Raw genomic sequence first — 21,467 nt, 5'->3', positions numbered from 1 at the left:
CTGCCCCCGACTATCCGGTGGGCGTATCTGGTAGCGCTATCAGATGCAGACCATTAAAGCGCCCGTCCCAATTGTCAAGATATGGGACGGGCGAAAATGGTAACGTTATTAATTTTCAGCGGACTGTGGCATTTGTGCTGATGATGGCCTGCGCCGCGGTCAGGCCCGGCGCGCTGGCGCGAACGGTCACCCGGCCCTTTTCGCCTGGCTTTGCCTTCACGATGACCAGCGCCAAGCCGTTGAATGCCTTGCGATCATGCGAGGGAAAGGCGGTCAGATCGGTCGGGTCGCCATTATCGGTGGCAATGATCTCGCCCGGTCCCTCGATGGAGAAGCGGATGTCCTGCTTGGCGGCGGGGACGACATTGCCGTCCTTGTCGAGGACCTTGAGCGTCACGAAACTGAGGTCACGACCATCATCGGCGATGGCGGAGCGATCGGCGGTCAGCGACAGTTTCGCCGCCTCGCCCACGGTGCGGATCGTCTCGGTCGCCCAGGGCTGGCCCTTCTTCCAGGTGACGACCTTCACCTCGCCCGGTTCATAGACGACATAGTCCCAACGGAAGCGATATTCATAATCGCGCTTCTTGACCTTGCCCTGCGACTTGCCGTTGACGAACAGTTCCGCCTCGTCGGCCGAGGAGAAGACATGGACCGGCGTGATCTGGCCGACGCGATCAGGCCAGGTCCAGTGCGGCAGGATATGCGCGAATTGGAGGTCCGGCCGCCAGCGTGCCTGGTAGAGCCAGAAGCGGTCCTTGGGGAATCCGGCGAGATCGAGGATGCCGGAATAGGAACTGCGCGACGTGTAATAGGGGGTCGGTTCGCCGAGATAATCGAAGCCGGTCCAGACGAACTCGCCCGCGACATAGGGATTCTGGTCATCGGCGGCCCAGACCCGGTCGGGCGAGGAGCCGAAATCGGCGGCGTGCATCTCATAGGCGGATACCTGATGCGTGTCGGGATTACCGCCCGACCAGGGGCGGACCGGGCCGCTGATGGAGCCGGAGACCGGGAACATATATTCGCCGCGGCTGGACAGGGCCGATGCGCTTTCGGTGGACAGGATAAGCTTGTCCGGGAATTTCGCGCGGAAGGCAGGATATTGGCCGACGATGCCGCGAATGCCGGCGCCCTGATAATTGAGGCTGATGACGTCCACGGTGGTGGGCAGCAGCATGTCCGCCTTGGCATAGTTCATCGCGCTGGTGGCGGGGCGGGTCGGGTCTTCCTGATGGGCGATGGCGACCAGTTCGCGGCCGATCTTCGCCCCCGCCTCGCCATCATATTGTTCGCCGACCTCATTACCGATGCTCCAGATGATGATCGAGGGATGGTTGCGGTCGCGGCGCAGCATGGCGCGCGCGTCGGCCTCATGCCAATCCGGAAAGATCAGGTGGAAATCGTGCGGGGTCTTCTTCTTTTCCCAGCTGTCGAACACCTCGTCCATCACCAGGAAGCCCATGCGGTCGGTGAGTTCGAGCAGTTCGGGCGCGGGCGGGTTGTGGCTCATGCGCACGGCGTTGGTGCCCATCTCGCGCAATATTTCGAGCTGGCGCTCGGCCGCGCGGGCGTTGAAGGCGGCGCCGATCGCGCCGAGATCATGATGATTGTTGACGCCGCGCAGCGGGATCTGCTCGCCATTGACGATCACGCCCTTGTCGGGATCGAACTTGATGTCGCGCACGCCGAAGCGGGTTTCGTAGCTGTCGATCAGCTTGCCGCCTTGGGTCACGGTCGAGACGGCGACATAGCGGTTGGGCGCTTGCGTGGGCGGCGGGCCCCAGAGGCGCGGGTTGCTGAGGATCGTGCTGCCCTTCAGCTCCGCCTTGCCATGGGGGGCGATGCTGGTGGACTGGCGGGCGATGCTGGCGACGGGGCGGCCGATGCGCTTGCCGCTGGCATCGATCGCATAGAGGGCGGTCGCGACCTCGACCTGCGCCGGGGTGTCGCCGTCATTGTCGAGAGTGAGGCTGAGGTCCACGCTGGCCTGCGCCTTGCTGACCTGCGGTGTGCGGACGATGCTGCCCCACTGGCCGACATGGACCTTGTTGGTGGTGGTGAGATAGATGTCGCGATAGAGGCCGCCGCCCGGATACCAGCGCGCCGAAGCCTGCGGATTGTCGAGGCGGATCACGAGCTGGTTCTGGCCGCCCGGCACCGCATAGGGGGTAAGGTCGAGGCGGAAGCTGTTATAGCCATAGGGCCAGCCGCCGACGAGCTTTCCATTGAGCCAGACGGTGGCGTAGGACATCGCCCCTTCGACATCGAGGAAGATCGACTTGCCCTTGTCGCTGGCGGGGATGGTCAGCGCCTTGCGATACCAGCCAATGCTCCAGCTGGGCAGGCGGCCCATGCCGCCATAGGGGCCGTCCTTGATGAAGGGGCCGGCGATCGCCCAGTCGTGCGGCAGGTCGACATGGGTCCAGCCGCTGTCGTCGAAGCCGGGCTGGACATAGGAGACGGTGCCGCCCGGATTGCCGGCGGGCCGGGTGTGATGCTTGGCGGGATCGGCGATGAAGGGATTGGCGCTGGGCAATATCCAGGGCTTGAGCACGCGCGCGCCGCTATCGTCCACCCGCACCGCCGCGTCGGGGCGGGCATCGGCCACCTTGCCGTCGCCGGCATCCTCAATGGGCGGGCGTACATCATAGCGCAGATCCTCGGTCAGGCCGGCAGGATCGCCCTTGGTGAAGCGCCAGTCGCGACTGATCGAGACGCTGTCGCGCGGCGCTGCCAGCAGGGCGGCGGGGCTGAGCAGGCAGGAGGCGAGCAGGATGGTGCGCAGGGTCTTCATCAGGGGCTCCGTCAGAGCTGGGCGAGCGCGGCGCGGGCGCCGTCGGCTTCGAGGATGGCGAGCCAGCGGATCAGCGCGGCGCGGAAGGCGGCGTTGCCGGCAAGGTCGGCGGGCACCACGGCGTCGAAGGCGAGGATCGCGTCGACCCGAGCCTCGGTGGAAGGGGCGTCGGCAAGGCGGGCCGCGATGGCAGCGGCGAGCGGATCGTCGACGACATGCGCTTCGCCCCGGTCATCGACGCCGGCCTGCCAGCGGACCCAGGCGGCGACGGCGAGCGACAGGGCATCGATCCCCTGCCCTGCCGACAGCCGCGCCGCGATGGTAGCGAGCAGGCGCTGGGGCAGCTTTTGCGAGCCATCCATCGCGATCTGGCGGGTGCGATGCTGCAGGGTCGGATTGTCGAAGCGCGCCATCAGCTCGCGGCGATAGGCGGCGACGTCCAGTTCGGGCGGCGGCGACAGCGTGGTCTGCGCCTCGTCCCACAGACTTTCGACGAAATGCCGGGCTTCGGGCAGCGCCAGCACTTCATGGACATGGTCGATGCCGGCGAGGCCGCCGAGATAGGCGATGCCGCTATGCGCGCCGTTGAGCAGGCGCAGCTTCGCCTCCTCCCAGGGGGCGACGGCGGCGGTGACCTGAACCCCGGCGCCGAAATCGGGGCGCGGACCGCAGAATTTATCCTCGATCACCCATTGCAGGAAGGGTTCGGTCTTGACCATCGCCTGGTCTTCCACGCCGAGCCGGTCGGCGAGCGCGGCGATGTCGGCGTCGGTGGTGGCGGGGACGATGCGGTCGACCATGGTTTCGGGGAAGGCCCCTTCCGCCGCGATCCAATCGGCCAGCGCCGGGTCGTGCCGGGCGGCGAGCGCCAGCACGGCGTTGCGCAGCCGGGTGCCATTGTGCGGCAGATTGTCGCAGCTGATCGCGGTAAAGGGCGGCAGGCCCGCGGCCCGTCGCGCGGCGAGCGCGGCGACGAGGAAGCCGGGCGCAGTCTGCGGCGCGGCGAGCGAGGCAAGGTCGGCGGCGAGCTGGGGATCGCCCTCAATCAGGGCGCCGGTCGCGGGGTCGAGCTTATAGCCCTTCTCGGTCACGGTGAGGGTGACGATATGGGTGTCGGGCGCGGCGAGCGCGGGGACCAATGCGGCCGGGTCTTCCGGCGCGACCAGTACCTCGCTCACTACACCGATGATGCGCGCCTGCTCGGCCGATCCGTCGCGCACCAGCATGGTGTAGAGGCAGTCCTGCGGCATCATCTGGTCGCGCACGCCGGGTGAGCGCAGCGACGCGGCGATCACGCCCCAGCGCAGGTCGCCGGCGGTCAGCGCATCATCGAAGATGACCGCCTGATGCGCGCGGTTGAAGGCGCCGATGCCGAGATGGACGACGCCGGGGCGAACCGCCGTGCGGTCATAGCCGGGACGGACGATATCGGCGGGCAGGCCGGCGAGCGTGGCGGACGATAGACGGGTCACAGGATCAGGCAGCCTCTTGCGAGAGAGTCACGGGCGCATAGCGCGGGACGATAAGGTGCAGCACCAGCAGCGCCAGCAAATAGGCACAGGATGCGACGATGAAGATCGGCTGGAAGCTGCCGACGGTTTCCAGGATGATGCCGGCGAACTTGGCCATCAGCATGCCGCCGATCGCGCCGGCCAGCCCGCCAAGGCCGACCACCGACCCCGCCATCCAGCGCGGGAAGAGATCGCCCGGCAAGGCATAGACATTGGCCGAAAAGCCCTGATGCCCGGCGCAGGCGAGACCGATCAGGCCGACCGCAATCCACATGCTGGGCGCCTGTGCGGCAAAGGCGATCGGCAGGGCGCAAAGCCCGGCGCAGAACATCGCCGTCTTGCGGGCGCGGTTGATGTTCATACCCCGGCCCATCAGCCGTGACGACAGCCAGCCGCCCGCGACCGAACCGACATCGGCCAGCAGATAGACGGCGATCAGCGGCGGGCCGAAGTCCAGCATCTTCACGCCATATTGCTTGTTGAAGAAATCGGGCAGCCAGAAGAGGAAGGTCCACCAGACCGGATCGATCAGGAAGCGCGAGGTCATATAGGCCCAGGTCTGGCGATAGCGGAACAGGGTGCGCCACTTGACCGGACGGGCCGGTTCCTGCGGGTCCGCCTCGATCCAGGCCAGTTCCTCGGCGCTCAGCCCCTTCTTCTCGCGCGGGCGACGGTAGAAGGTCAGCCAGGCGGCGAGCCAGAAGACCGTCAGCAGGCCGGTGAGGATGAAGGCCCAGCGCCAGCCCAGCGTGACCGCAATGACCGGGACGATCAGCGGCGTCAGGATCGCGCCGACATTGGAGCCGGCATTGAAGATGCCGATGGCGAAGGCGCGTTCCTTCTTGGGAAACCATTCATTGGTGGCGGCGATCGCCGCCGGGAATGTCCCCGCCTCACCAATTGCCAGTGGGATGCGGGCGAACAGCATGCCGGCGGTCGAGGTGAAGAAGATGTGCATGACATGGCCGACCGTCCACAGGCCGACCGCCAGCGCATAGCCGGCCCGCGCGCCGATCCGGTCGATCAGCCGGCCGAAGGCGACATAGGCGATGCCGTATCCGGCCTGGAACCAGATGGCGAGATCGGCATAGCCGCTCTCGCTCCAGCCATAGCGGGCCTGCAGATCGGGCTTGAGCGTCGGCAGGACAAGCCGGTCGATATAGCTCAGCACCACCGCCGCAAAGAGCAGGCCGCAGACGATCCAGCGGACTTTTCCGGACGGTTTGGGGATGGTGGTCATTGGCCACTCCGACAATGTTTCGTCATTCCCGCGAACGCGGGAATCCACCTCCGGACCTCGCGATTGGGGCTATGGCAGGAGATGGATCCCCGCTTTCGCGGGGATGACGGAGTGGAGTGGCCAAAGCAGGTCAAGCGATCACCAGTTGAACATGGTGCCGTCTTCGAGCCGGTTCACCGGCAGGAAGGCGCGATTATATTCATATTTGGCGGCCAGTTCTTCGTCGATGTCGACGCCCAGGCCCGGCTTGTCGCCCGGATGCATGGCGCCGTTTTCGAACGTATAGGCATGGGGGAAGACGGCGTCGGTCTCGGGCGTGTGGCGCATATATTCCTGCACCCCGAAATTGGGCACTGACAGGTCGAAGTGAAGCGCGGCGGCCATGCAGACCGGCGACAGGTCGGTCGCGCCATGGCAGCCGGTGCGGACCTGATAGAGATCGGCGAGGTTCGCGATCTTGCGCAGATGGCTGATGCCGCCGGCATGGACCACTGTGGCGCGGATATAGTCGATCAGCTGGTTCTGGATCAGTTCGCGGCAATCATGGATCGAGTTGAAGATCTCGCCCACGGCCAGCGGCGTGGTGGTGTGCTGGCGGATCAGCTTGAACGCATCCTGATTTTCCGCCGGGGTCGCATCTTCCAGCCAGAAGGGGCGATATTGTTCCAGATCCTTGCCCAAGCGACCGGCCTCGATCGGGGTCAGGCGATGATGGATGTCGTGCAGCAGATGCACGTCCCAGCCCAGCGCCTCGCGCGCGGCCTTGAACAGTTCGGGGACGATGCGGAGATATTTGCTGGTGTTCCAGACATTTTCGGTCGGCAGGTCGGCGTCGGCGGGTTCGTAGAAATATTTGTCCTTCGACACGCCATAGGTCGACGCCATGCCGGGGACGCCGCACTGGATGCGGATCGCCTTGTAGCCCTGGGCCTGATATTCCAGCGCGACCTTGACCGTATCCTCGATCGTCGTGCCATTGGCATGGCCATAGACCATGACGCTTTCACGGCTGGCACCGCCGAGCAGCTGATAGACCGGCAGGCCGGCAATCTTGCCCTTGATATCCCAGAGCGCGGTATCGACGGCGGCGATGGCCGACATCGTCACCGGGCCGCGGCGCCAATAGGCGCCCTTGTAGAGATATTGCCAGATATCCTCGATCTGGTGCGCGTCCCGACCGATCAGGCAGGGAATGACATGGTCCTGCAGATAGGAGGCGACGGACAGTTCGCGGCCGTTGAGGGTCGCATCGCCCAGACCATAGACGCCCTCTTCGGTCTCGATCTTGAGGGTGACGAAATTGCGGCCAGGGCAGGTGACAATGACCTTGGCGCCGGTAATCTTGGGCATGGATGCTCCCCTAAAACTGGTATGACCAATAATGGCCATAGGCGATAATCAATTTGCCTTCAACGATATTGGTCAGGCCAATACCATCAGACGATTTCCAATGTAGCCGTCTGAAGCGTGGCGCTGTCCGGCCCGACCATGATGTCGAACAGGCCGGGTTCGACCACTTCGCGCATGTCGAGATTCCACAGCGCGAAGGCTTCCGGGCCGATCGTCAGGCGCACGGTGCGGCTTTCGCCCGGCGCCAGCGCGATCCGTTCGAAGCCCTTCAACTCCTTGAGCGGGCGGGTGACCGAGGCGGTCTGGTCATGGACATAGAGCTGCACCACCTCTTCGCCCGCGACAGTGCCGACATTGCGGACATCGACCTCCACCGTCACGTCGCCGCCGACCCCGATGCGGCTGGCCGACAGGCGCGGCGGACCGAAGGCGAATTTGGTGTAGCTGAGGCCGAAGCCGAACGGGAAAAGCGGGCTGGTGTCGGCGAAGAGATAGCCGCGCCGAGAGGATGGCTTGCGGTTGTAGAAGATCGGGATCTGGCCGGCGTCGCGCGCGACGGTGACGGGCAGCTTGGCACCCGGATTGACGTCTCCGAACAATATGTCGGCCATCGCCGTGCCGCCCTCCTGCCCCGGATACCAGCATTCGATCAGCGCATTGGCGCCATCGACCACGGCAGGATAGCTGGGCGGGCGGCCGTTGATGGCGCACACCACCACCGGCTTCCCAGTCGCCTTCATCGCGGCGAACAGATCATTCTGCTCACCGACCAGATCGAGGCTGGTGCGATCGCCCAGATGGTTTTTGGCAAAGCCTTCGCGGCTGGTCTGTTCGGTGTCGCCGATGGCCAGCAGGATGATGTCGGCGGTCTTCGCAACCTCGACCGCTTCGGCGATCAGCTGGCGGTTCTTCGCCGGATCGGCCAGCAGCACTTCGTCCACCGAGCGGTCCTCGCTCTGGGTGATGAAGACGCCCTGGGCATGGACGATGTCCGCCCGGTTGCCGAGCTTCGCCTTCACCCCGTCGAGCAGCGAGACCGCCTGGCGCGGGATCGAGGAATAGCCGCCCAGCCGCGCGATCGCGGCATTGGGGCCGATCACGGCCACCTTGCGATGGGCGCCGGGCTTGAGCGGCAAGGTGCCGTCATTCTTCAGCAGCACGATCGACTTGTGCGCCGCCTTGAGCGCGAGCGCGCGCGCCTCCGCATTGCCGGTGAGCGCATCATAATCGGCGCGCGGCCAGGGATTTTCGAACAGGCCCGCGCGGAACTTGAGCGTCAACATGCGCGTGCAGGCGAGGTTGACGGCCTCAAGGGGCACTTTTCCGGCGCGGACCTGCTCCACGAGCGTGCGATAGGCCAGGCCATCGGGCAGCTCGCAATCGACCCCGGCGCGGAGCGCGGCACGGGCCGTCGCCTCCAGGTCGGGCTGGACATGGTGGATGGTGTCGAGCTCGGGGACGGCGCCATAATCGCTGACCACGGCGCCATCGAAATGCCATTCGCCGCGCAGGATATCGCCGAGCAGCCACTTGTTCTGGTGGCTGGGGACGCCGTCAATTTCGTTATAGCTGGGCATGACGGCGGCGATGCCGGTGCGTTTCACCACCTGACGGAAGGGCGGGAAGAAATTCTCGCGCAGTTCGCGCTCGCTGATCGGCGCGGGCGCGATATTCTCGCCCGCCTGCGGCTGGCCATGGCCGGTCATATGCTTGAGCGTGGCCATGACCTTGTCCGGGCCGATCTGCTTGCCCTCCCCCTGCAGGCCCAGCACGGCGGCGACGCCCATCTCGCCGCAGAGATAGGGGTCTTCGCCAAAAGTCTCCTCGATCCGGCCCCAGCGCGGGTCGCGGGCGATGTCGACCACCGGCGAAAGCGCGAGATGGACGCCGCGTGCACGCACTTCGCGCGCGATAACCGACTGGACATCGGTCATCAGCTGGCGGTCGAAACTGCCGGCAAGGCCGATCGCCATCGGGAACATGGTGGCGTCGGTCGCCATGTAGCCGTGGAGCGATTCCTCGTGGAAGAGGATCGGAATGCCGAGGCGGGTGTCCTCTACCGCCCATTTCTGGACGGCATTGATGAAGGCGACGGTATCGGCCGGGGTGCGCCAGCGCGCACCGACGCCGCCGGCCTGGGTCGATCCGTTGGGCGCGCCGCGCCGGTCGGACGGGCGGGTGATCTGGCCGAAGCTCACCGGATAGGCCTTGCTCGCCTTGGCCGGCGAGAAAATGAGATCGTCCATGATGTCGGCCTTGGTCGCCCAGAGCGCGATGATCTGGCCGACCTTTTCCTCCAAGGTCATGCGGCCGAGCAGGTCGCGCACGCGCAGGTCGATGGGGGCGGAAGCATCCTTGTAGAGCGGACCGCCCTTCCCCTTCGCTGCCAGCGGGGCGGCGGCGAGCGCGGAGGTGGAGGCGAGCAGGCCGAGCGCCTGGCGACGGGCGAAGCGGGTCATCATCATGGCTTATTGCACCGTCAGGGTGGTGGACTGGAGCGCGACCGAGCTGTTGCCGGTCATGATCTCGAAATCGCCGGGTTCGACGACGCGGCGCATCTGGTCGTTCCACATTTGCAGCGCCTCGGGACCGACCGTGAAGGTGATGGTGCGGCTCTCGCCGGGCTTGAGCGTCACGCGCTGGAAGCCCTTCAGCTCTTTGACCGGGCGGGTGACGGAGCTGACCTTGTCGCGGATATAGAGCTGGACGACCTCGTCCCCTTCCCGCGCACCGGTGTTGCGGACATCCACCGAGACGCTGGTCTTGCCGCCGGTGCCGATCCTGGTGGCGGACAGGCGCGGCGCCGACAGGCTGAAGCTGGTGTAGCTGAGGCCGAAGCCGAAGGGATAGAGCGGGTCGGTGGTGTCGAACAGATAGCCGCGCCGGGCCGAGGGCTTCATATTGTAGAAGAGCGGCAACTGGCCCGCCGATCGCGGCACGGTGACGGGCAGCTTGCCGCCCGGATTGACGTCGCCGAACAGGATGTCGGCCACGGCATTGCCGCCCTGCTCGCCCAGATACCAGCCTTCGAGGATGGCGTTGGCCTGTTCGCTGACCTTCACCGTGGAGGCCGGGCGGCCGTTGATGAGGACGACGGTGATCGGCTTGCCCAGCGCTTTCAGCGCATCGAACAGTTCCTGCTGCTCGCCGACGAGGTCGAGGCTGGGGCGGTCGCCCAGATGATTGTCGGCCCAGCCTTCGCGGCTCGACTGTTCGGTGTCGCCCAAGGTCAGGATGATGCGGTCGACATTGCGCGCCGCCTCGACCGCCTGGGCGATCAGCTTGCGGTTTTCGGCCGGGTCCGACTTGGTGACGCTGTCGGCCCACCAGTCGTCATCCTCGGTGATCTTCACGCCCTGAGCGAAGACGATGTTCGCCTTGGTGCCGACCCGCGCCTTGATCCCTTCCAGGATCGAGACGCTGTGCGGCGGCTGACCATAATAGCCGCCCAGCCGCGCGACCGCCGCGCTGGGGCCGATCACCGCGATCGTGCCTTCGGGCTTCAGCGGCAGCATGCCGTCATTCTTGAGCAGGGTTATGGAACGCTGCGCGGCGGTGCGGGCGAGCGCGCGGGCATCTTCATTGTTGGTGATCGCAGCGGCCGCATTGGCGTCGGCATAGGGATTTTCGAACAGGCCGGCGCGGAACTTCAACTCCAGCATGCGGCGCACGGCGAGATCGACCTTCGCCTCGCTGACCTTGCCCTCGCGCACCAGCTTGCCGAGCGTGGCATAGGACAGGCCCTCGGGCAGGTCCGCATCGACGCCGGCATCGAGCGCGCGCATCGCCGCCTCTTCCAGATTGGCGGCGATATGGTGGATGCTCATCAACTGATCGACGGCCGAATAATCGGAGACGACGGCGCCGCGAAAGCCCCATTCCTGACGCAGCACATTGTCCAGCAGCCAGCGATTGGCGTGGCTGGGCACGCCATCAATCTCGTTATAGCTGGCCATCACCGCCTCGATGCCGGTGCGCTTCACCACCTGTTCGAAGGGCGGGAAGAAATTCTCGCGCAATTCCCGTTCCGACACCGGCGCTGGGCCGATATTGGTGCCGCTTTCCGGCTGGCCATGGCCGGTCAGATGCTTGAGCGTGGCGAAGACATGATTGGGCTGGAGCGTGCGCGAACGGCCAACGCCTTGCAGCCCCTCCACCGCCGCAACGCCCATTTCGCCGACCAGATAGGGATCCTCGCCATAGGTTTCCTCGATCCGGCCCCAGCGCGGGTCGCGGGCGATGTCGACCACGGGCGAGAGCACCATCGGCACGCCGCGCGCGCGGATTTCGCGGGCGATCACCTGATTGACCTGGCGCAGCATGGCCGGATCCCAGCTCGACGCCATGGCGATCGACTGGGGGAAACTGGTGGCGCCAACGGCGGCATAGCCGTGCAGCCCTTCTTCATGGAACAGGATCGGGATGCCGAGCCGCGTCTGCGTCATCGCCCATTTCTGCAGGCCGTTGACCAGCGCGACGGTGCGGCGCGGATCGCGGCCGGGCACGACGCGCGGGCTGAAACTGCCACGACCGTCCGACGGACGGGTGAAATGGCCGATGCCGCTGGGGAAGGTCGGACTGAGCTTGCCGGGGTCCAGTTCGCCCTGCGCGTCCAGCAGCTTCACCTTGTCAGTCCAGACAGTGGTGATCTGGGCGATCTTTTCATCCAGCGTCATGCGCGCCAGCAGATCATCGACGCGCGCCTCGATCGGGGCGGACGCATCCTTGTAAAGCGGGCGGGCCGACTGGCTGGTCACGGGCGCGGCCGTAACGGACGTGAGCGGCGCCGCCATCACCAGCGACAGCGCTGATGCTGCGCACAAAAACTGAACTGACCGGATCACGACGCCCCTCTCCAATTTTGTCGCGGCTTTCCTTTTTGCTTGCCGCCGATCAACTGATAGCGTTACCATCACGACCCAAGAGCTGCTTGTCAATGCCACCGTTGGCAATGCACCAAAAAATTGCCTGCGGGCCAAGGGGGAGAGGACCGAATGTTTGCGCGCCTATTTTGCTGGATCATGGCCAGCGCCCTTTTGATCGGCGCGCCGCGCGCCTGGGCCGAGGATGGCTATGATCTGTGGCTGCGCAACGTGCCGGCCGATGCCGCCGCTGCCCAACAAATTGGGGCCAACGCGCGCAGCATTGTCGGCGGGACCAGCCCTACCCTGACGATCGCAAGGCAGGAATTGCAGCGCGGCATTGCCGGGCTTACCGGCGCCACCGTGCCCCTGACAGCAACAGTGCAGCAAGGTGCGATCCTGCTGCAATCGGCCGCGCAGCAGGACAAGCCATTGGTGCCGACCGACGGCCTGGGGCCTGACGGTTATGCGATTCGCACCATGACGGTCGTCGGCAAGCCGGTGACCGTGATTGCCGGCGCGACCGATGTCGGCGTGCTGCACGGCGCCTATGCGTGGCTGCGCCTTGCCCGCACCGGCGCGGCGCTCGACCGGATCGATATGCGCAGCGCGCCGCGCATCGGCCTGCGCCTGCTCAACCATTGGGACAATCTGGATGGCACGGTCGAGCGCGGCTATGCCGGCCAGTCGATCTGGGACTGGTGGCGCCTGCCCGATTATAAGGGGCCGCGCTATACCGACTATGCCCGCGCCAACGCCTCGCTGGGCATCAACGGCACGGTGCTCAACAATGTGAATGCGAAGTCGGACAGCCTGACCGCCGCCTATATCGCCAAGGCGGCGGCGCTGGCCGACCTGTTCCGCCCCTATGGCATCAAGGTCTATCTGTCGGTCAAATGGACCGCGCCGATGGAACTGGATGGCCTGAAAAGCGCCGACCCGCTCGATCCGGCGGTCGCCGCCTGGTGGAAAGCCAAGGCCGACGAGATCTACAAGGCGATCCCCGATTTCGGCGGCTTCCTGGTGAAGGCGAACAGCGAGGGCCAGCCCGGCCCGCAGGATTACAAGCGCACCCATGCCGACGGCGCCAACATGCTGGCGGCCGCGGTCAAGCCGCATGGCGGCATCGTGATGTGGCGCGCCTTCGTCTATGCCCATGACAATCCCGACGATCGCGCCAAGCAGGCCTATAGCGACTTCAAGCCGCTCGACGGCCAGTTCGCCGACAATGTCATCGTCCAGGTGAAGAATGGCGCGATCGATTTCCAGCCGCGCGAACCCTTCCACCCGCTGTTCGGCGCGATGCCCAAGACGCCGCTGATGATGGAATTCCAGATCACCAAGGAATATCTGGGCCAGTCGACCCACCTTACCTATCTCGGCACGCTGTTCGAGGAGACGCTGAAGAGCGATACGCTGGCCAAAGGCAAGGGATCGACCGTCGCCAAGGTGATCGACGGATCGCTGGAAGGCCACAAGCTGACCGGCATCGCCGGGGTTGCCAATATCGGCGTCGACCGTGACTGGAGCGGATCGATCTTCAACCAGGCGGACTGGTATGCGTTCGGCCGCATGGCGTGGGACACCGACCTGACCGCCGAGGCTGTCGCGCGCGAATGGGCGGCGCAGACCTTCTCCCCCGATCCCAGGGTGGTTGCACCGATCGTCGCGATGATGATGGGATCGCGCGAGGCGGCGGTCGACTATATGACGCCGCTGGGCCTGGCCCATATCATGGGCACCGGCCATCATTATGGCCCCGCCCCCTGGGTGTCCGAACTGGCGCGGCCCGAATGGAACCCGGTCTACTATCACAAGGCCGACAAGCAGGGCATCGGTTTTGACCGGACCAGGACGGGCAGCAATGCCACCGGCCAATATGCGCCGGCGCTGGCCAAGCTGCTCGACAATCCGAAGACCACGCCGGAACGCGAGCTACTGTGGTTCCACCATCTGCCCTGGGATTATCGCCTGCAATCGGGCGAGACGCTGTGGGACGGCCTCATCCACCATTATGACCGGGGCGTCGAAACGGTGGCAGCTATGCAGCGGGATTGGGCCAAGCTCAAGCCCCAGGTCGATGCCGAGCGCTTCGCGCAGGTCGAGACCTTCCTGGCGATCCAGCATCGCGAAGCCCAATGGTGGCGCGACGCCTGCATCGCCTATTTCCAGTCGGTGTCCGGCCGCCCCCTGCCCGCCGGCAGCGCGGCGCCCGCCCATCCGCTCGACTGGTACAAGGCGCTGAGCTTCCCCTATGCGCCGGGGCATCCGAAATGAGATTTTACTTAAGCTTGCGCAATGATCCCGCTAGCAGAGAGGTTTAGTCCCATGTCGAAGGCCCCGAAAAACTGATGGAAGCCAGAAGTTCCCGCCGCCAGCGCAACGCGCCCACCATCAACGATGTGGCGAAACATGCCGGCGTGTCGCCGATGACGGTGTCGCGGGTAATCAACGGTGAACAGGTGGTGCGGGCGGCGACCAAGGAGAAGGTGGAGGCGGCGATCGCCGCGCTCAACTACTCCCCCAGCGCCGCCGCGCGCAGCCTGGCGGGCGGCGACGAGACGCGGATCGGCCTGCTCTATTCCAACCCGTCTGCATCCTATCTGTCGGAATTCCTGGTCGGGAGCCTCGACCAGTCGAGCCGCGCGGGCATCGACCTGGTCGTCGAGAAATGGGACGAGCAGACCGCGATCAAGGCGGTGGTCGACCATCTGGTGCGCGGCCGGATCGACGGCGTCGTGCTGCCGCCGCCGCTGTGCGACCATCAAGCGATGATCGATGCGCTGCGCGAGGCGGGCATCCCCGCCGTCGTGGTGGCGAACGGCCATGCGCCGGCCAGCCTGGCCGCGGTCAGCATCGACGACCGGGGCGCGGCCTATGAAATGACCCGGCACCTGATTGGCCTTGGCCATAACCGCATCGGCTTCATCAAGGGGCATCCGAACCTGAGCGCCAGCGAGGAACGTTATCAGGGCTATATCCGCGCGCTGGGCGAAGCCGGCATCGCGCTGGACGATGCGCTGGTGGAACAGGGTTTCTTCACCTACCGATCCGGGCTGGATGCAGCCGAGCATATATTGGCGCGGGACAATCCGCCGACCGCCATCTTCGCCAGCAATGACGACATGGCCGCCGCGACGGTGGCGATCGCCCATCGCAACGGGCTGGACGTGCCGGGCGACCTCACCGTCTGCGGCTTCGACGATACCTCGCTTGCCACCACCATCTGGCCGGAACTGACCACCATCCGCCAGCCGATCAGCGCCATGTCGCGGGCGGCGGTCGACCTGTTGGTGCGCCATATCAAGGGCCGCCGCGCCCAGAGCGAGGATGGCCCGCCGCACATGCTGCTGGACTATGAATTGGTCCGCCGCCAGTCCGACGCGGCGCCGCGGCTGCGCCCCAAGCATAAGGGCCGAAAATAGGATCGGCCGCGCTTAACTTCGCATATTTCCCGCACATTGCGACATTTTCGTGCGCACGTTGGAAATCTTCATGCGAGGATGGATGGTGCGCGGACGATGGGAAAGAGCCTTGGGCCGGTGTAGCAGGGTGTGCGGGGTGTAGGACAGGGCTGGGTGGGTAGCGGATGGTCGGGTTCTGGTGGACGGATCAGCCATAGCTGACATAACGTCCGCCTTCCCGACTTCGTTCAGGAGAATGCAGTGACCACGATCAAGCCTCAAGACCTATACGAACGTGTAAAGATTTTGTGGCCTTCCGAAATTTCGACATCAGGTGATGATCTGAATGCGATATATTGGCCATTGGAGGATCAGTTCGGTAGCGATGACTGGCTCCAGATTGCTGCATGGTCATTCCATCAGGCAATGTGGATCAACGCAAAGCAGGCTTTGTCTGTCGGGCATAGCACGATGATGGCATCTGCCGTCACGATCCATGACTTCGATAAGCAGATGCGATCCAATCTTGCGGATGAAAGTTGGAATGAGTTTAGGCCGCTTTATGGCGACTTGGAGCCGTCCAATTAACGGCAAGCAATGGTCGTGTCGCGCTGGGCAGCTTTTCCGGCCATAAGCGGACAGGCCGCTACGGGGATCGCTTTGTAGCGATCGGCTCTGTGGACAGCGATCGAGGGTGGGTTGCGGCCATTCCACCTACGTCATGCTGAACTTTTTTCAGCATCTATCAAGCCTAACAAGCCATTGGTCTATTGGGAGGAATGGACCCTGAAACAAGTTCAGGGTGACGAAGATAGAGCGGGCAGCATTGGGTCGTCAGCGGTCAAAACCCGTTATCGTCGTGACTTCGCCATGCTCGCAGGAACGAAAAAGGGCGCCGGACCGGGTGGTCGGGCGCCCTTTTCTTCAGTGTCGCGCGGCAATGGCCGCCTCAGTGTCAGGCTTCGCCGAAGACGCGGGCGAAGATGGTGTCGACCTGCTTGAAGTGATAGTCGAGGTTGAACTTGTCCTCGATTTCCTGGGCGCTCAATGCCTTGGCGACATCTTCGTCGGCCTTGAGCAGTTCGAGCAGCGAGAGCTGGCCGTCGGATTCCCAGACCTTCATCGCGTTGCGCTGGACGTAGCGATAGCTGTCTTCGCGGCTGACGCCGGCCTGGGTCAGTGCCAGCAGCACGCGCTGCGAGTGGACCAGGCCGCCCATCTTGTCGAGATTCTTCATCATCCGCTCGGGGTAGACGAGCAGCTTGTCGATAACGCCGGTCAGGCGGCCGAGCGCGAAGTCGAGGGTGATGGTGGCGTCGGGGCCGATATAACGCTCGACCGACGAGTGCGAGATGTCGCGCTCATGCCACAGCGCCACATTTTCCATGGCGGGCAGCGCATAGCTGCGCACCATGCGGGCGAGACCGGTGAGATTTTCGGTGAGGACCGGATTGCGCTTGTGCGGCATGGCCGACGAGCCCTTCTGGCCGGGCGAGAAATATTCCTCGGCCTCCAGCACTTCGGTGCGCTGCAGGTGGCGGACCTCGACGGCGAGGCGCTCGATCGAGCTGGCGATGACGCCCAGGGTGACGAAGAACATGGCGTGGCGATCGCGCGGGATCACCTGGGTCGAGACCGGCTCGATCGCGAGGCCGAGCTTTTGCGCCACATGTTCCTCGACGCGCGGATCGATATTGGCGAAGGTGCCGACCGCGCCCGAAATGGCGCAGGTGGCGACTTCCTCGCGGGCCGCGATCAGGCGGGTCTTGCAGCGCGAAAATTCGGCATAGGCTTCCGCCATCTTGAGGCCGAAGGTGACCGGTTCGGCATGGATGCCGTGGCTGCGGCCGATGGTCGGGGTCAGCTTATGTTCGAAGGCGCGGCGCTTGATGACGTCGAGCAGCTTGTCGAGATCCTCGATCAGCAGGTCGGCGGCGCGGGTCAACTGCACGGCAAGGCAGGTGTCGAGCACGTCGGAACTGGTCATGCCCTGGTGCATGAAGCGGGCTTCGTCGCCCACCTGTTCGGCGACCCAGGTCAGGAAGGCGATGACGTCATGCTTGGTGACGGCTTCGATCGCGTCGATCGCGGGCACGTCGATCGCGGGGTTGGTGGCCCACCAGTCCCACAGCGCCTTGGCGGCCGACGGCGGGACAACGCCCAGTTCGCCCAGCTTCTCGGTCGCGTGCGCCTCGATCTCGAACCAGATCTTGAAGCGGGCTTCCGGCTCCCAGAGGGCGGTCATTGCGGGACGGGAATAGCGGGGGACCATGGGCGAATCCTGCGGCTGGAGGGTGGATATTGCCGCGCCGCCTAGCAGCCTGCGCCCTTTGGGGCAATTGAGGAGGCTCCCCTGCCCCGCGCGTGCCTCATCCGGCCGCAATTATCCAAGCAAAGACAGTCGAACCGAAGCATTTCATAAGTCCAAATGCGTAGATGAACCGATGTTCAGGAACTTTTTCTAGTCTTCATGTATTATGTGATGGCAATTAAGGCATGAAGCCAAAGCAGGCGCCCAATGCAGGCCCTGCGCGTTTCAATGATATAAAGGATGTCGCCATGATCCGCACCTTGCTTCTGACGAGCGCCATGATGGTCGCAGCGCCCGCATTGGCGCAGCAGGCTGCGCCGGCCGATCCGGCAGCGCAGGCCGCACAGCCGGCCGCGCCCGCGAGCCCGGCCGAACCGCAGGCCGCGCAGCCGGCAAACCCGGCCAATTCGGTCGCCGCGATCGTCGAGTCGGAATTCCCGGCCTATGACACGAACAAGGACGGACAACTGGACCAGGGCGAGTTTTCGCGCTGGATGGTGGCCCTCAAGGATCAGGAGATGAAGGCCACCGGCAAGACGCTGCCGCCGGCCGAAGTCACTGCCTGGGCCAGCGGCGCCTTCACCACTGCCGATGCCGACAAGAGCATATCGGTCAGCAAGCCCGAACTGATCAGCTATCTGAGCGGCAGCGCGGGCGCATAAATATTTCCCTTCCCGTCACGAAGGCAGGGAAAATACAGAACCCCAAGCGGGTCGCACCGGGGCGGCATGTCACAGAACATGCCGCCTCCTTTTTTTTGATGGCGGATGGTCGCGGGGCCGGGAACAAGCCCCGACGGGTTCAGCGACGCTTCTTGGTATAGAGCAGGGCGGCGACGATCGCGGCCGAGCCGATGCCCACGGCAGTGCCCATCCACACGGCCTTTCCGGCGGACTTGCGCGCCGCATCGGCGAGATCGGGGGCATTATCCTCTGGCTGGAGGGCTTCTGCGCCGGCGTCCGGCACGCTCTCTTGGTTCTTCTTCATAGTCCCCCTTCTATGCCGCAGCCCGGCGGGACTGAAAAGGGCTGACGTAGCGGCAAGGCCGGAAATTCGCCGTGCCATGCGCACGCCATGACGCCTGACCCGCAGCCAGCAAAGCCCCGACGCCCCGCCGCTGCGAGCGATTTTCATCAGGGGGTCTTGACTTGCACCGCCCTTCCATGTTGGTAGCGCTATCAATCAACAACCAGGTGCATAGGAGAAGATGATGCCGGGGGATACCGCCTTGCTTGACTGTCTGCCGCATGACTGGCGGACCGGGCTTTTCCTGGGCCGCATCCAGACGAACGCGGGCCCGAGCCCGATCCTGGTGTCGCAGGGCATCGTTTACGACATGAGCGCGATCGCGCCGACCAGCGCCCAGCTGGTCGAGAAGCTGCCCTTCGTCGCCGCCACCGATGGCGAGAAGATCGGCGATCTGGACGCGATCGAAGCGGCGCTGCTGAGCCCGGTCGACCTGCAATGCGTCAAGGCATGCGGCGTGACCTTTGCCCTGTCGGCGCTGGAGCGCGTGATCGAGGAACGGGCGCGCGGCGATGCCGGCGCTGCCGCCGAAATCCGTGGCCGCCTGGAAGAGCGGGTCGGCGGATCGATCCGCGCCGTGGTGCCGGGCACCGAGGAAGCCGCAGCGCTCAAGGCCGCGCTGATCGAGGACGGCCTGTGGTCGCAATATCTGGAAGTCGCGATCGGCCCGGACGCGGAAGTCTTCACCAAGGCGCCGGTGCTGGCGACGGTCGGCCCGATGGCGGAAATCGGCATCCGGTCCGATTCCACCTGGAACAATCCCGAGCCCGAGGTCGTGCTGCTGGTCAATGCCGATGGCCAGGCCGTGGGCGCGACGCTGGGCAATGACGTCAACCTGCGCGATTTCGAAGGGCGCTCCGCCCTGCTGCTGGGCAAGGCGAAGGACAATAATGCGTCCTGCTCGCTCGGCCCGCTCGTCCGCCTGTTCGACGGCGATTTCACCATCGACGATGTGCGCAATGCCGAAGTCGGCCTGACCATCGAGGGGCCGGAAGGCTATATGCTCGAAGGCACGAGCCGGATGGACCAGATCAGCCGCGATCCGCTGGAACTGGTGCGCCAGACCCTGTCGGAACATCAATATCCCGATGGCTTCGCCCTGTTCCTGGGCACGCTGTTCGCGCCCGTGCAGGACCGTGACGAGGAAGGCCGCGGCTTTACGCACAAGGTCGGTGACATCGTTGCCATCTCCACCCCGCGCCTGGGCAAGCTGATCAACCCGGTGGTGACGTCGAAGGACGCCGCACCCTGGACCTTCGGCCTGGCCGCGCTGATGACCAATCTTGCCGGGCGCGGTCTGCTCTCGGCCGTCGACCAGAAAGAAACTGCATGAGCCGCGCCATCTACCCGAGCCTGAAGGGCAAGCGGGTCTTCATCAGCGGCGGCGGCAGCGGCATCGGCGAAGGGCTGGTCGAAGCCTATTCGATGCAGGGCGCGCATGTCGCCTTCTGCGACATCGCCATCCCCGAGAGCGAGGCGCTAGCCGCACGGCTGAGCGGCTGCGCCTTCACCCCGATCTTCCACGCCTGCGACCTGCGCGACATCAACGCGCTGCAGGCGATGATGGCGCGGGTCGAGGCGGAACTGGGCGGGATCGACATCCTGATCAACAACGCCGCCAATGACGATCGCCATGCGATCGAGGACGTGACCCAGGCCTATTGGGACGAGCGGATGGCGGTCAATCTGCGCCACCAGTTCTTCGCGGCACAGGCGGCAATCCCGGCGATGAAGCGCGCGGGCGGCGGCGTGATCCTGAACTTCGGTTCGATCAGCTGGCACCTGGCCCTGCCCGACCTCATCCTCTACCAGACCGCCAAGGCGGCGATCGAGGGGCTGACGCGCAGCCTGGCCCGCGACCTTGGCCGCGACAATATCCGCGTCAACACCATCATTCCGGGCAATGTGAAGACGCTGCGCCAGGAAAAATGGTACACGCCCGAAGGCGAGGCCGAGATCGTCGCGGCCCAGTGCCTGGACGGCCGCATCCTGCCGGTCGACGTCGCCGCGCTGGCCATGTTCCTGTCGTCGGACGATGCGCGCTATTGCACCGGCCATGACTATTTCATCGACGCCGGCTGGCGCTGAGATGCGCGACGCCGCACCGCGCAGCGTCCTGTCGGTCGGGGCGATACTGGGCGAAGGGCCGATCTGGGTCGAACGCGAGGCGGCCTTGTGGTTCGTCGACATCAAGGGCCATGCGATCCACCGCTTCGACCCGGCGCTGGACGTGTCCAAGAGCTGGACCACGCCGGGCCAGGTCGGCTGGATCGTACCGACCGACGACGGCCTGTTCGCGGTCGGCCTGCAATCGGGCGTGCATCGCTTCGATCCCAGGAGCGGCGCCTTCACCCTGCTCCACGCGCCCGAAGCGCATCGGCCGGGCAACCGGCTGAACGACGCCACGGTGGCGCCCGGCGGCGCCCTGTGGTTCGGGTCGATGGACGATGCCGAGGCAGAGGAAAGCGGCCGTTTCTATCGGCTGCATCGCGGCGACCTGGTCGAGAGCGGGCTGGCCGCCGTGTCGATCACCAACGGCCCTGCCCTCTCGCCTGACGGGCGCATCCTCTATCATACCGACACGCTGGGCCGCGCCATCTGGCAATGCCCGGTCGATGCCGATGGCGTCGCCGGCGCCGCCACCCTGTTCACGCGGATCGAGGATGGCGCGGGCTATCCCGACGGCCCCACGGTCGATGCCGAAGGCTGCCTGTGGACTGGGCTGTTCGGCGGATGGGCGGTGCGCCGCTATGACCCGGCCGGGCGGCTGATGCGGGAAATCCGCTTCCCCGTCGCCAACATCACCAAGATCGCCTTTGGCGGCCCGGACCTGATGACGGCCTATGCCACGACGGCGCGCAAGGGACTGGATGTGACAGCGTTGACAGAACAGCCCCTGGCGGGCGATCTGTTCGCCTTCGACGCCGGCGTCGCGGGGCTGCCGGGCCATGTCGCCACGATATAGA

Annotated in this window: 15 protein-coding genes; 7 read left to right on the top strand and 8 right to left on the bottom strand. The window is 65.2% G+C overall.

Going from position 1 to position 21,467, the window contains the following annotated elements; genetic code table 11:
• Nucleotides 1–115 precede the first annotated feature (115 nt).
• From galB to U0025_RS04030, 6 genes are all read right to left on the bottom strand, one after another.
• The gene (galB, locus tag U0025_RS04055; RefSeq protein WP_004211439.1) at nt 116–2,797 is read right to left on the bottom strand and encodes a beta-galactosidase GalB; all 2,682 of its coding nucleotides are present in this window, start codon (nt 2,795–2,797) and stop codon (nt 116–118) included.
• A gap of 11 nt (nt 2,798–2,808) precedes the next feature.
• Nucleotides 2,809–4,269: a mannitol dehydrogenase family protein gene (locus tag U0025_RS04050; RefSeq protein WP_004211438.1), complete on the bottom strand. Its 1,461-nt coding sequence runs from the start codon at nt 4,267–4,269 to the stop codon at nt 2,809–2,811.
• A 4-nt stretch (nt 4,270–4,273) separates the two neighbouring features.
• Nucleotides 4,274–5,548, bottom strand: a complete 1,275-nt coding sequence (locus U0025_RS04045) for an MFS transporter (protein ID WP_004211436.1) — start codon at nt 5,546–5,548, stop codon at nt 4,274–4,276.
• A 138-nt stretch (nt 5,549–5,686) separates the two neighbouring features.
• Nucleotides 5,687–6,898, bottom strand: coding sequence for a D-mannonate dehydratase ManD (gene manD, locus U0025_RS04040; RefSeq protein ID WP_004211435.1), 1,212 nt, complete (start codon nt 6,896–6,898; stop codon nt 5,687–5,689).
• Between the two features lie 86 nt (nt 6,899–6,984).
• On the bottom strand, nt 6,985–9,363 hold the full coding sequence (locus tag U0025_RS04035; RefSeq protein WP_004211433.1) for a glycoside hydrolase family 3 N-terminal domain-containing protein: 2,379 nt from the start codon (nt 9,361–9,363) through the stop codon (nt 6,985–6,987).
• A 3-nt stretch (nt 9,364–9,366) separates the two neighbouring features.
• Nucleotides 9,367–11,691 carry a glycoside hydrolase family 3 N-terminal domain-containing protein gene (locus U0025_RS04030; RefSeq protein WP_254792264.1) on the bottom strand — a complete coding sequence of 775 codons (2,325 nt, stop codon included), beginning with the start codon at nt 11,689–11,691 and terminating at the stop codon, nt 9,367–9,369.
• Nucleotides 11,692–11,892: 201 nt separating this feature from the next.
• On the opposite strand from U0025_RS04030, the gene U0025_RS04025 reads away from it, so the two are divergent.
• The 3 genes from U0025_RS04025 (at nt 11,893) to U0025_RS04015 (ending at nt 15,752) form a co-directional block, all read left to right on the top strand.
• A complete protein-coding gene (locus tag U0025_RS04025) occupies nt 11,893–14,037 on the top strand; it encodes an alpha-glucuronidase family glycosyl hydrolase (protein WP_004211430.1) in 2,145 nt (714 codons plus the stop codon).
• A gap of 74 nt (nt 14,038–14,111) precedes the next feature.
• Complete coding sequence (locus tag U0025_RS04020) at nt 14,112–15,185, top strand: LacI family DNA-binding transcriptional regulator (protein WP_004211428.1); 1,074 nt, start codon at nt 14,112–14,114, stop codon at nt 15,183–15,185.
• Between the two features lie 240 nt (nt 15,186–15,425).
• Nucleotides 15,426–15,752, top strand: coding sequence for a hypothetical protein (locus U0025_RS04015; protein ID WP_139278757.1), 327 nt, complete (start codon nt 15,426–15,428; stop codon nt 15,750–15,752).
• Between the two features lie 367 nt (nt 15,753–16,119).
• On the opposite strand, the gene purB is transcribed toward U0025_RS04015, so the two are convergent.
• The gene (gene purB / locus U0025_RS04010; RefSeq protein ID WP_004211426.1) at nt 16,120–17,436 is read right to left on the bottom strand and encodes an adenylosuccinate lyase; all 1,317 of its coding nucleotides are present in this window, start codon (nt 17,434–17,436) and stop codon (nt 16,120–16,122) included.
• 287 nt (nt 17,437–17,723) lie between these two features.
• Here purB and U0025_RS04005 point away from each other — a divergent pair, with 287 nt between their 5' ends.
• Nucleotides 17,724–18,137: an EF-hand domain-containing protein gene (locus U0025_RS04005; RefSeq protein WP_004211424.1), complete on the top strand. Its 414-nt coding sequence runs from the start codon at nt 17,724–17,726 to the stop codon at nt 18,135–18,137.
• 139 nt (nt 18,138–18,276) lie between these two features.
• Here U0025_RS04005 and U0025_RS04000 read toward each other — a convergent pair whose 3' ends face one another.
• Nucleotides 18,277–18,462: a hypothetical protein gene (locus U0025_RS04000; protein WP_004211421.1), complete on the bottom strand. Its 186-nt coding sequence runs from the start codon at nt 18,460–18,462 to the stop codon at nt 18,277–18,279.
• Nucleotides 18,463–18,685: 223 nt separating this feature from the next.
• On the opposite strand from U0025_RS04000, the gene U0025_RS03995 reads away from it, so the two are divergent.
• Genes U0025_RS03995 through U0025_RS03985 form a run of 3 tightly spaced genes read left to right on the top strand, consistent with a single transcriptional unit; the run spans nt 18,686 to nt 21,466 of the window.
• Nucleotides 18,686–19,834 (top strand): fumarylacetoacetate hydrolase family protein, encoded by a 1,149-nt coding sequence (locus tag U0025_RS03995; protein ID WP_004211420.1) that lies wholly within the window; start codon nt 18,686–18,688, stop codon nt 19,832–19,834.
• Nucleotides 19,831–20,589: an SDR family NAD(P)-dependent oxidoreductase gene (locus U0025_RS03990; RefSeq protein ID WP_004211419.1), complete on the top strand. Its 759-nt coding sequence runs from the start codon at nt 19,831–19,833 to the stop codon at nt 20,587–20,589. Before U0025_RS03995 ends, U0025_RS03990 begins: the two co-directional genes overlap by 4 nt.
• 1 nt (nt 20,590) lies before the next feature.
• Entirely contained in the window at nt 20,591–21,466 is an 876-nt protein-coding gene (locus tag U0025_RS03985) for an SMP-30/gluconolactonase/LRE family protein (protein ID WP_004211418.1), read from the top strand.
• Nucleotide 21,467 lies beyond the last annotated feature (1 nt).

This window comes from Sphingobium yanoikuyae, assembly GCF_034424525.1.
GTDB lineage: Bacteria > Pseudomonadota > Alphaproteobacteria > Sphingomonadales > Sphingomonadaceae > Sphingobium > Sphingobium yanoikuyae.
This window is presented reverse-complemented; position numbering and strand designations above follow the sequence as displayed.

Excerpts from the sequence above, each read along its gene's own strand:
- galB (WP_004211439.1), bottom strand. The coding sequence starts at position 2,797 with ATGAAGACCCTGCGCACCATCCTGCTCGCCTCCTGCCTGCTCAGCCCC.
- U0025_RS04045 (WP_004211436.1), bottom strand. The coding sequence starts at position 5,548 with ATGACCACCATCCCCAAACCGTCCGGAAAAGTCCGCTGGATCGTCTGC.
- manD (WP_004211435.1), bottom strand. The coding sequence starts at position 6,898 with ATGCCCAAGATTACCGGCGCCAAGGTCATTGTCACCTGCCCTGGCCGC.
- U0025_RS04035 (WP_004211433.1), bottom strand. The coding sequence starts at position 9,363 with ATGATGATGACCCGCTTCGCCCGTCGCCAGGCGCTCGGCCTGCTCGCC.
- U0025_RS04030 (WP_254792264.1), bottom strand. The coding sequence starts at position 11,691 with ATGGCGGCGCCGCTCACGTCCGTTACGGCCGCGCCCGTGACCAGCCAG.
- U0025_RS04025 (WP_004211430.1), top strand. The coding sequence starts at position 11,893 with ATGTTTGCGCGCCTATTTTGCTGGATCATGGCCAGCGCCCTTTTGATC.
- U0025_RS04020 (WP_004211428.1), top strand. The coding sequence starts at position 14,112 with ATGGAAGCCAGAAGTTCCCGCCGCCAGCGCAACGCGCCCACCATCAAC.
- purB (WP_004211426.1), bottom strand. The coding sequence starts at position 17,436 with ATGGTCCCCCGCTATTCCCGTCCCGCAATGACCGCCCTCTGGGAGCCG.
- U0025_RS04005 (WP_004211424.1), top strand. The coding sequence starts at position 17,724 with ATGATCCGCACCTTGCTTCTGACGAGCGCCATGATGGTCGCAGCGCCC.
- U0025_RS04000 (WP_004211421.1), bottom strand. The coding sequence starts at position 18,462 with ATGAAGAAGAACCAAGAGAGCGTGCCGGACGCCGGCGCAGAAGCCCTC.
- U0025_RS03995 (WP_004211420.1), top strand. The coding sequence starts at position 18,686 with ATGCCGGGGGATACCGCCTTGCTTGACTGTCTGCCGCATGACTGGCGG.
- U0025_RS03990 (WP_004211419.1), top strand. The coding sequence starts at position 19,831 with ATGAGCCGCGCCATCTACCCGAGCCTGAAGGGCAAGCGGGTCTTCATC.
- U0025_RS03985 (WP_004211418.1), top strand. The coding sequence starts at position 20,591 with ATGCGCGACGCCGCACCGCGCAGCGTCCTGTCGGTCGGGGCGATACTG.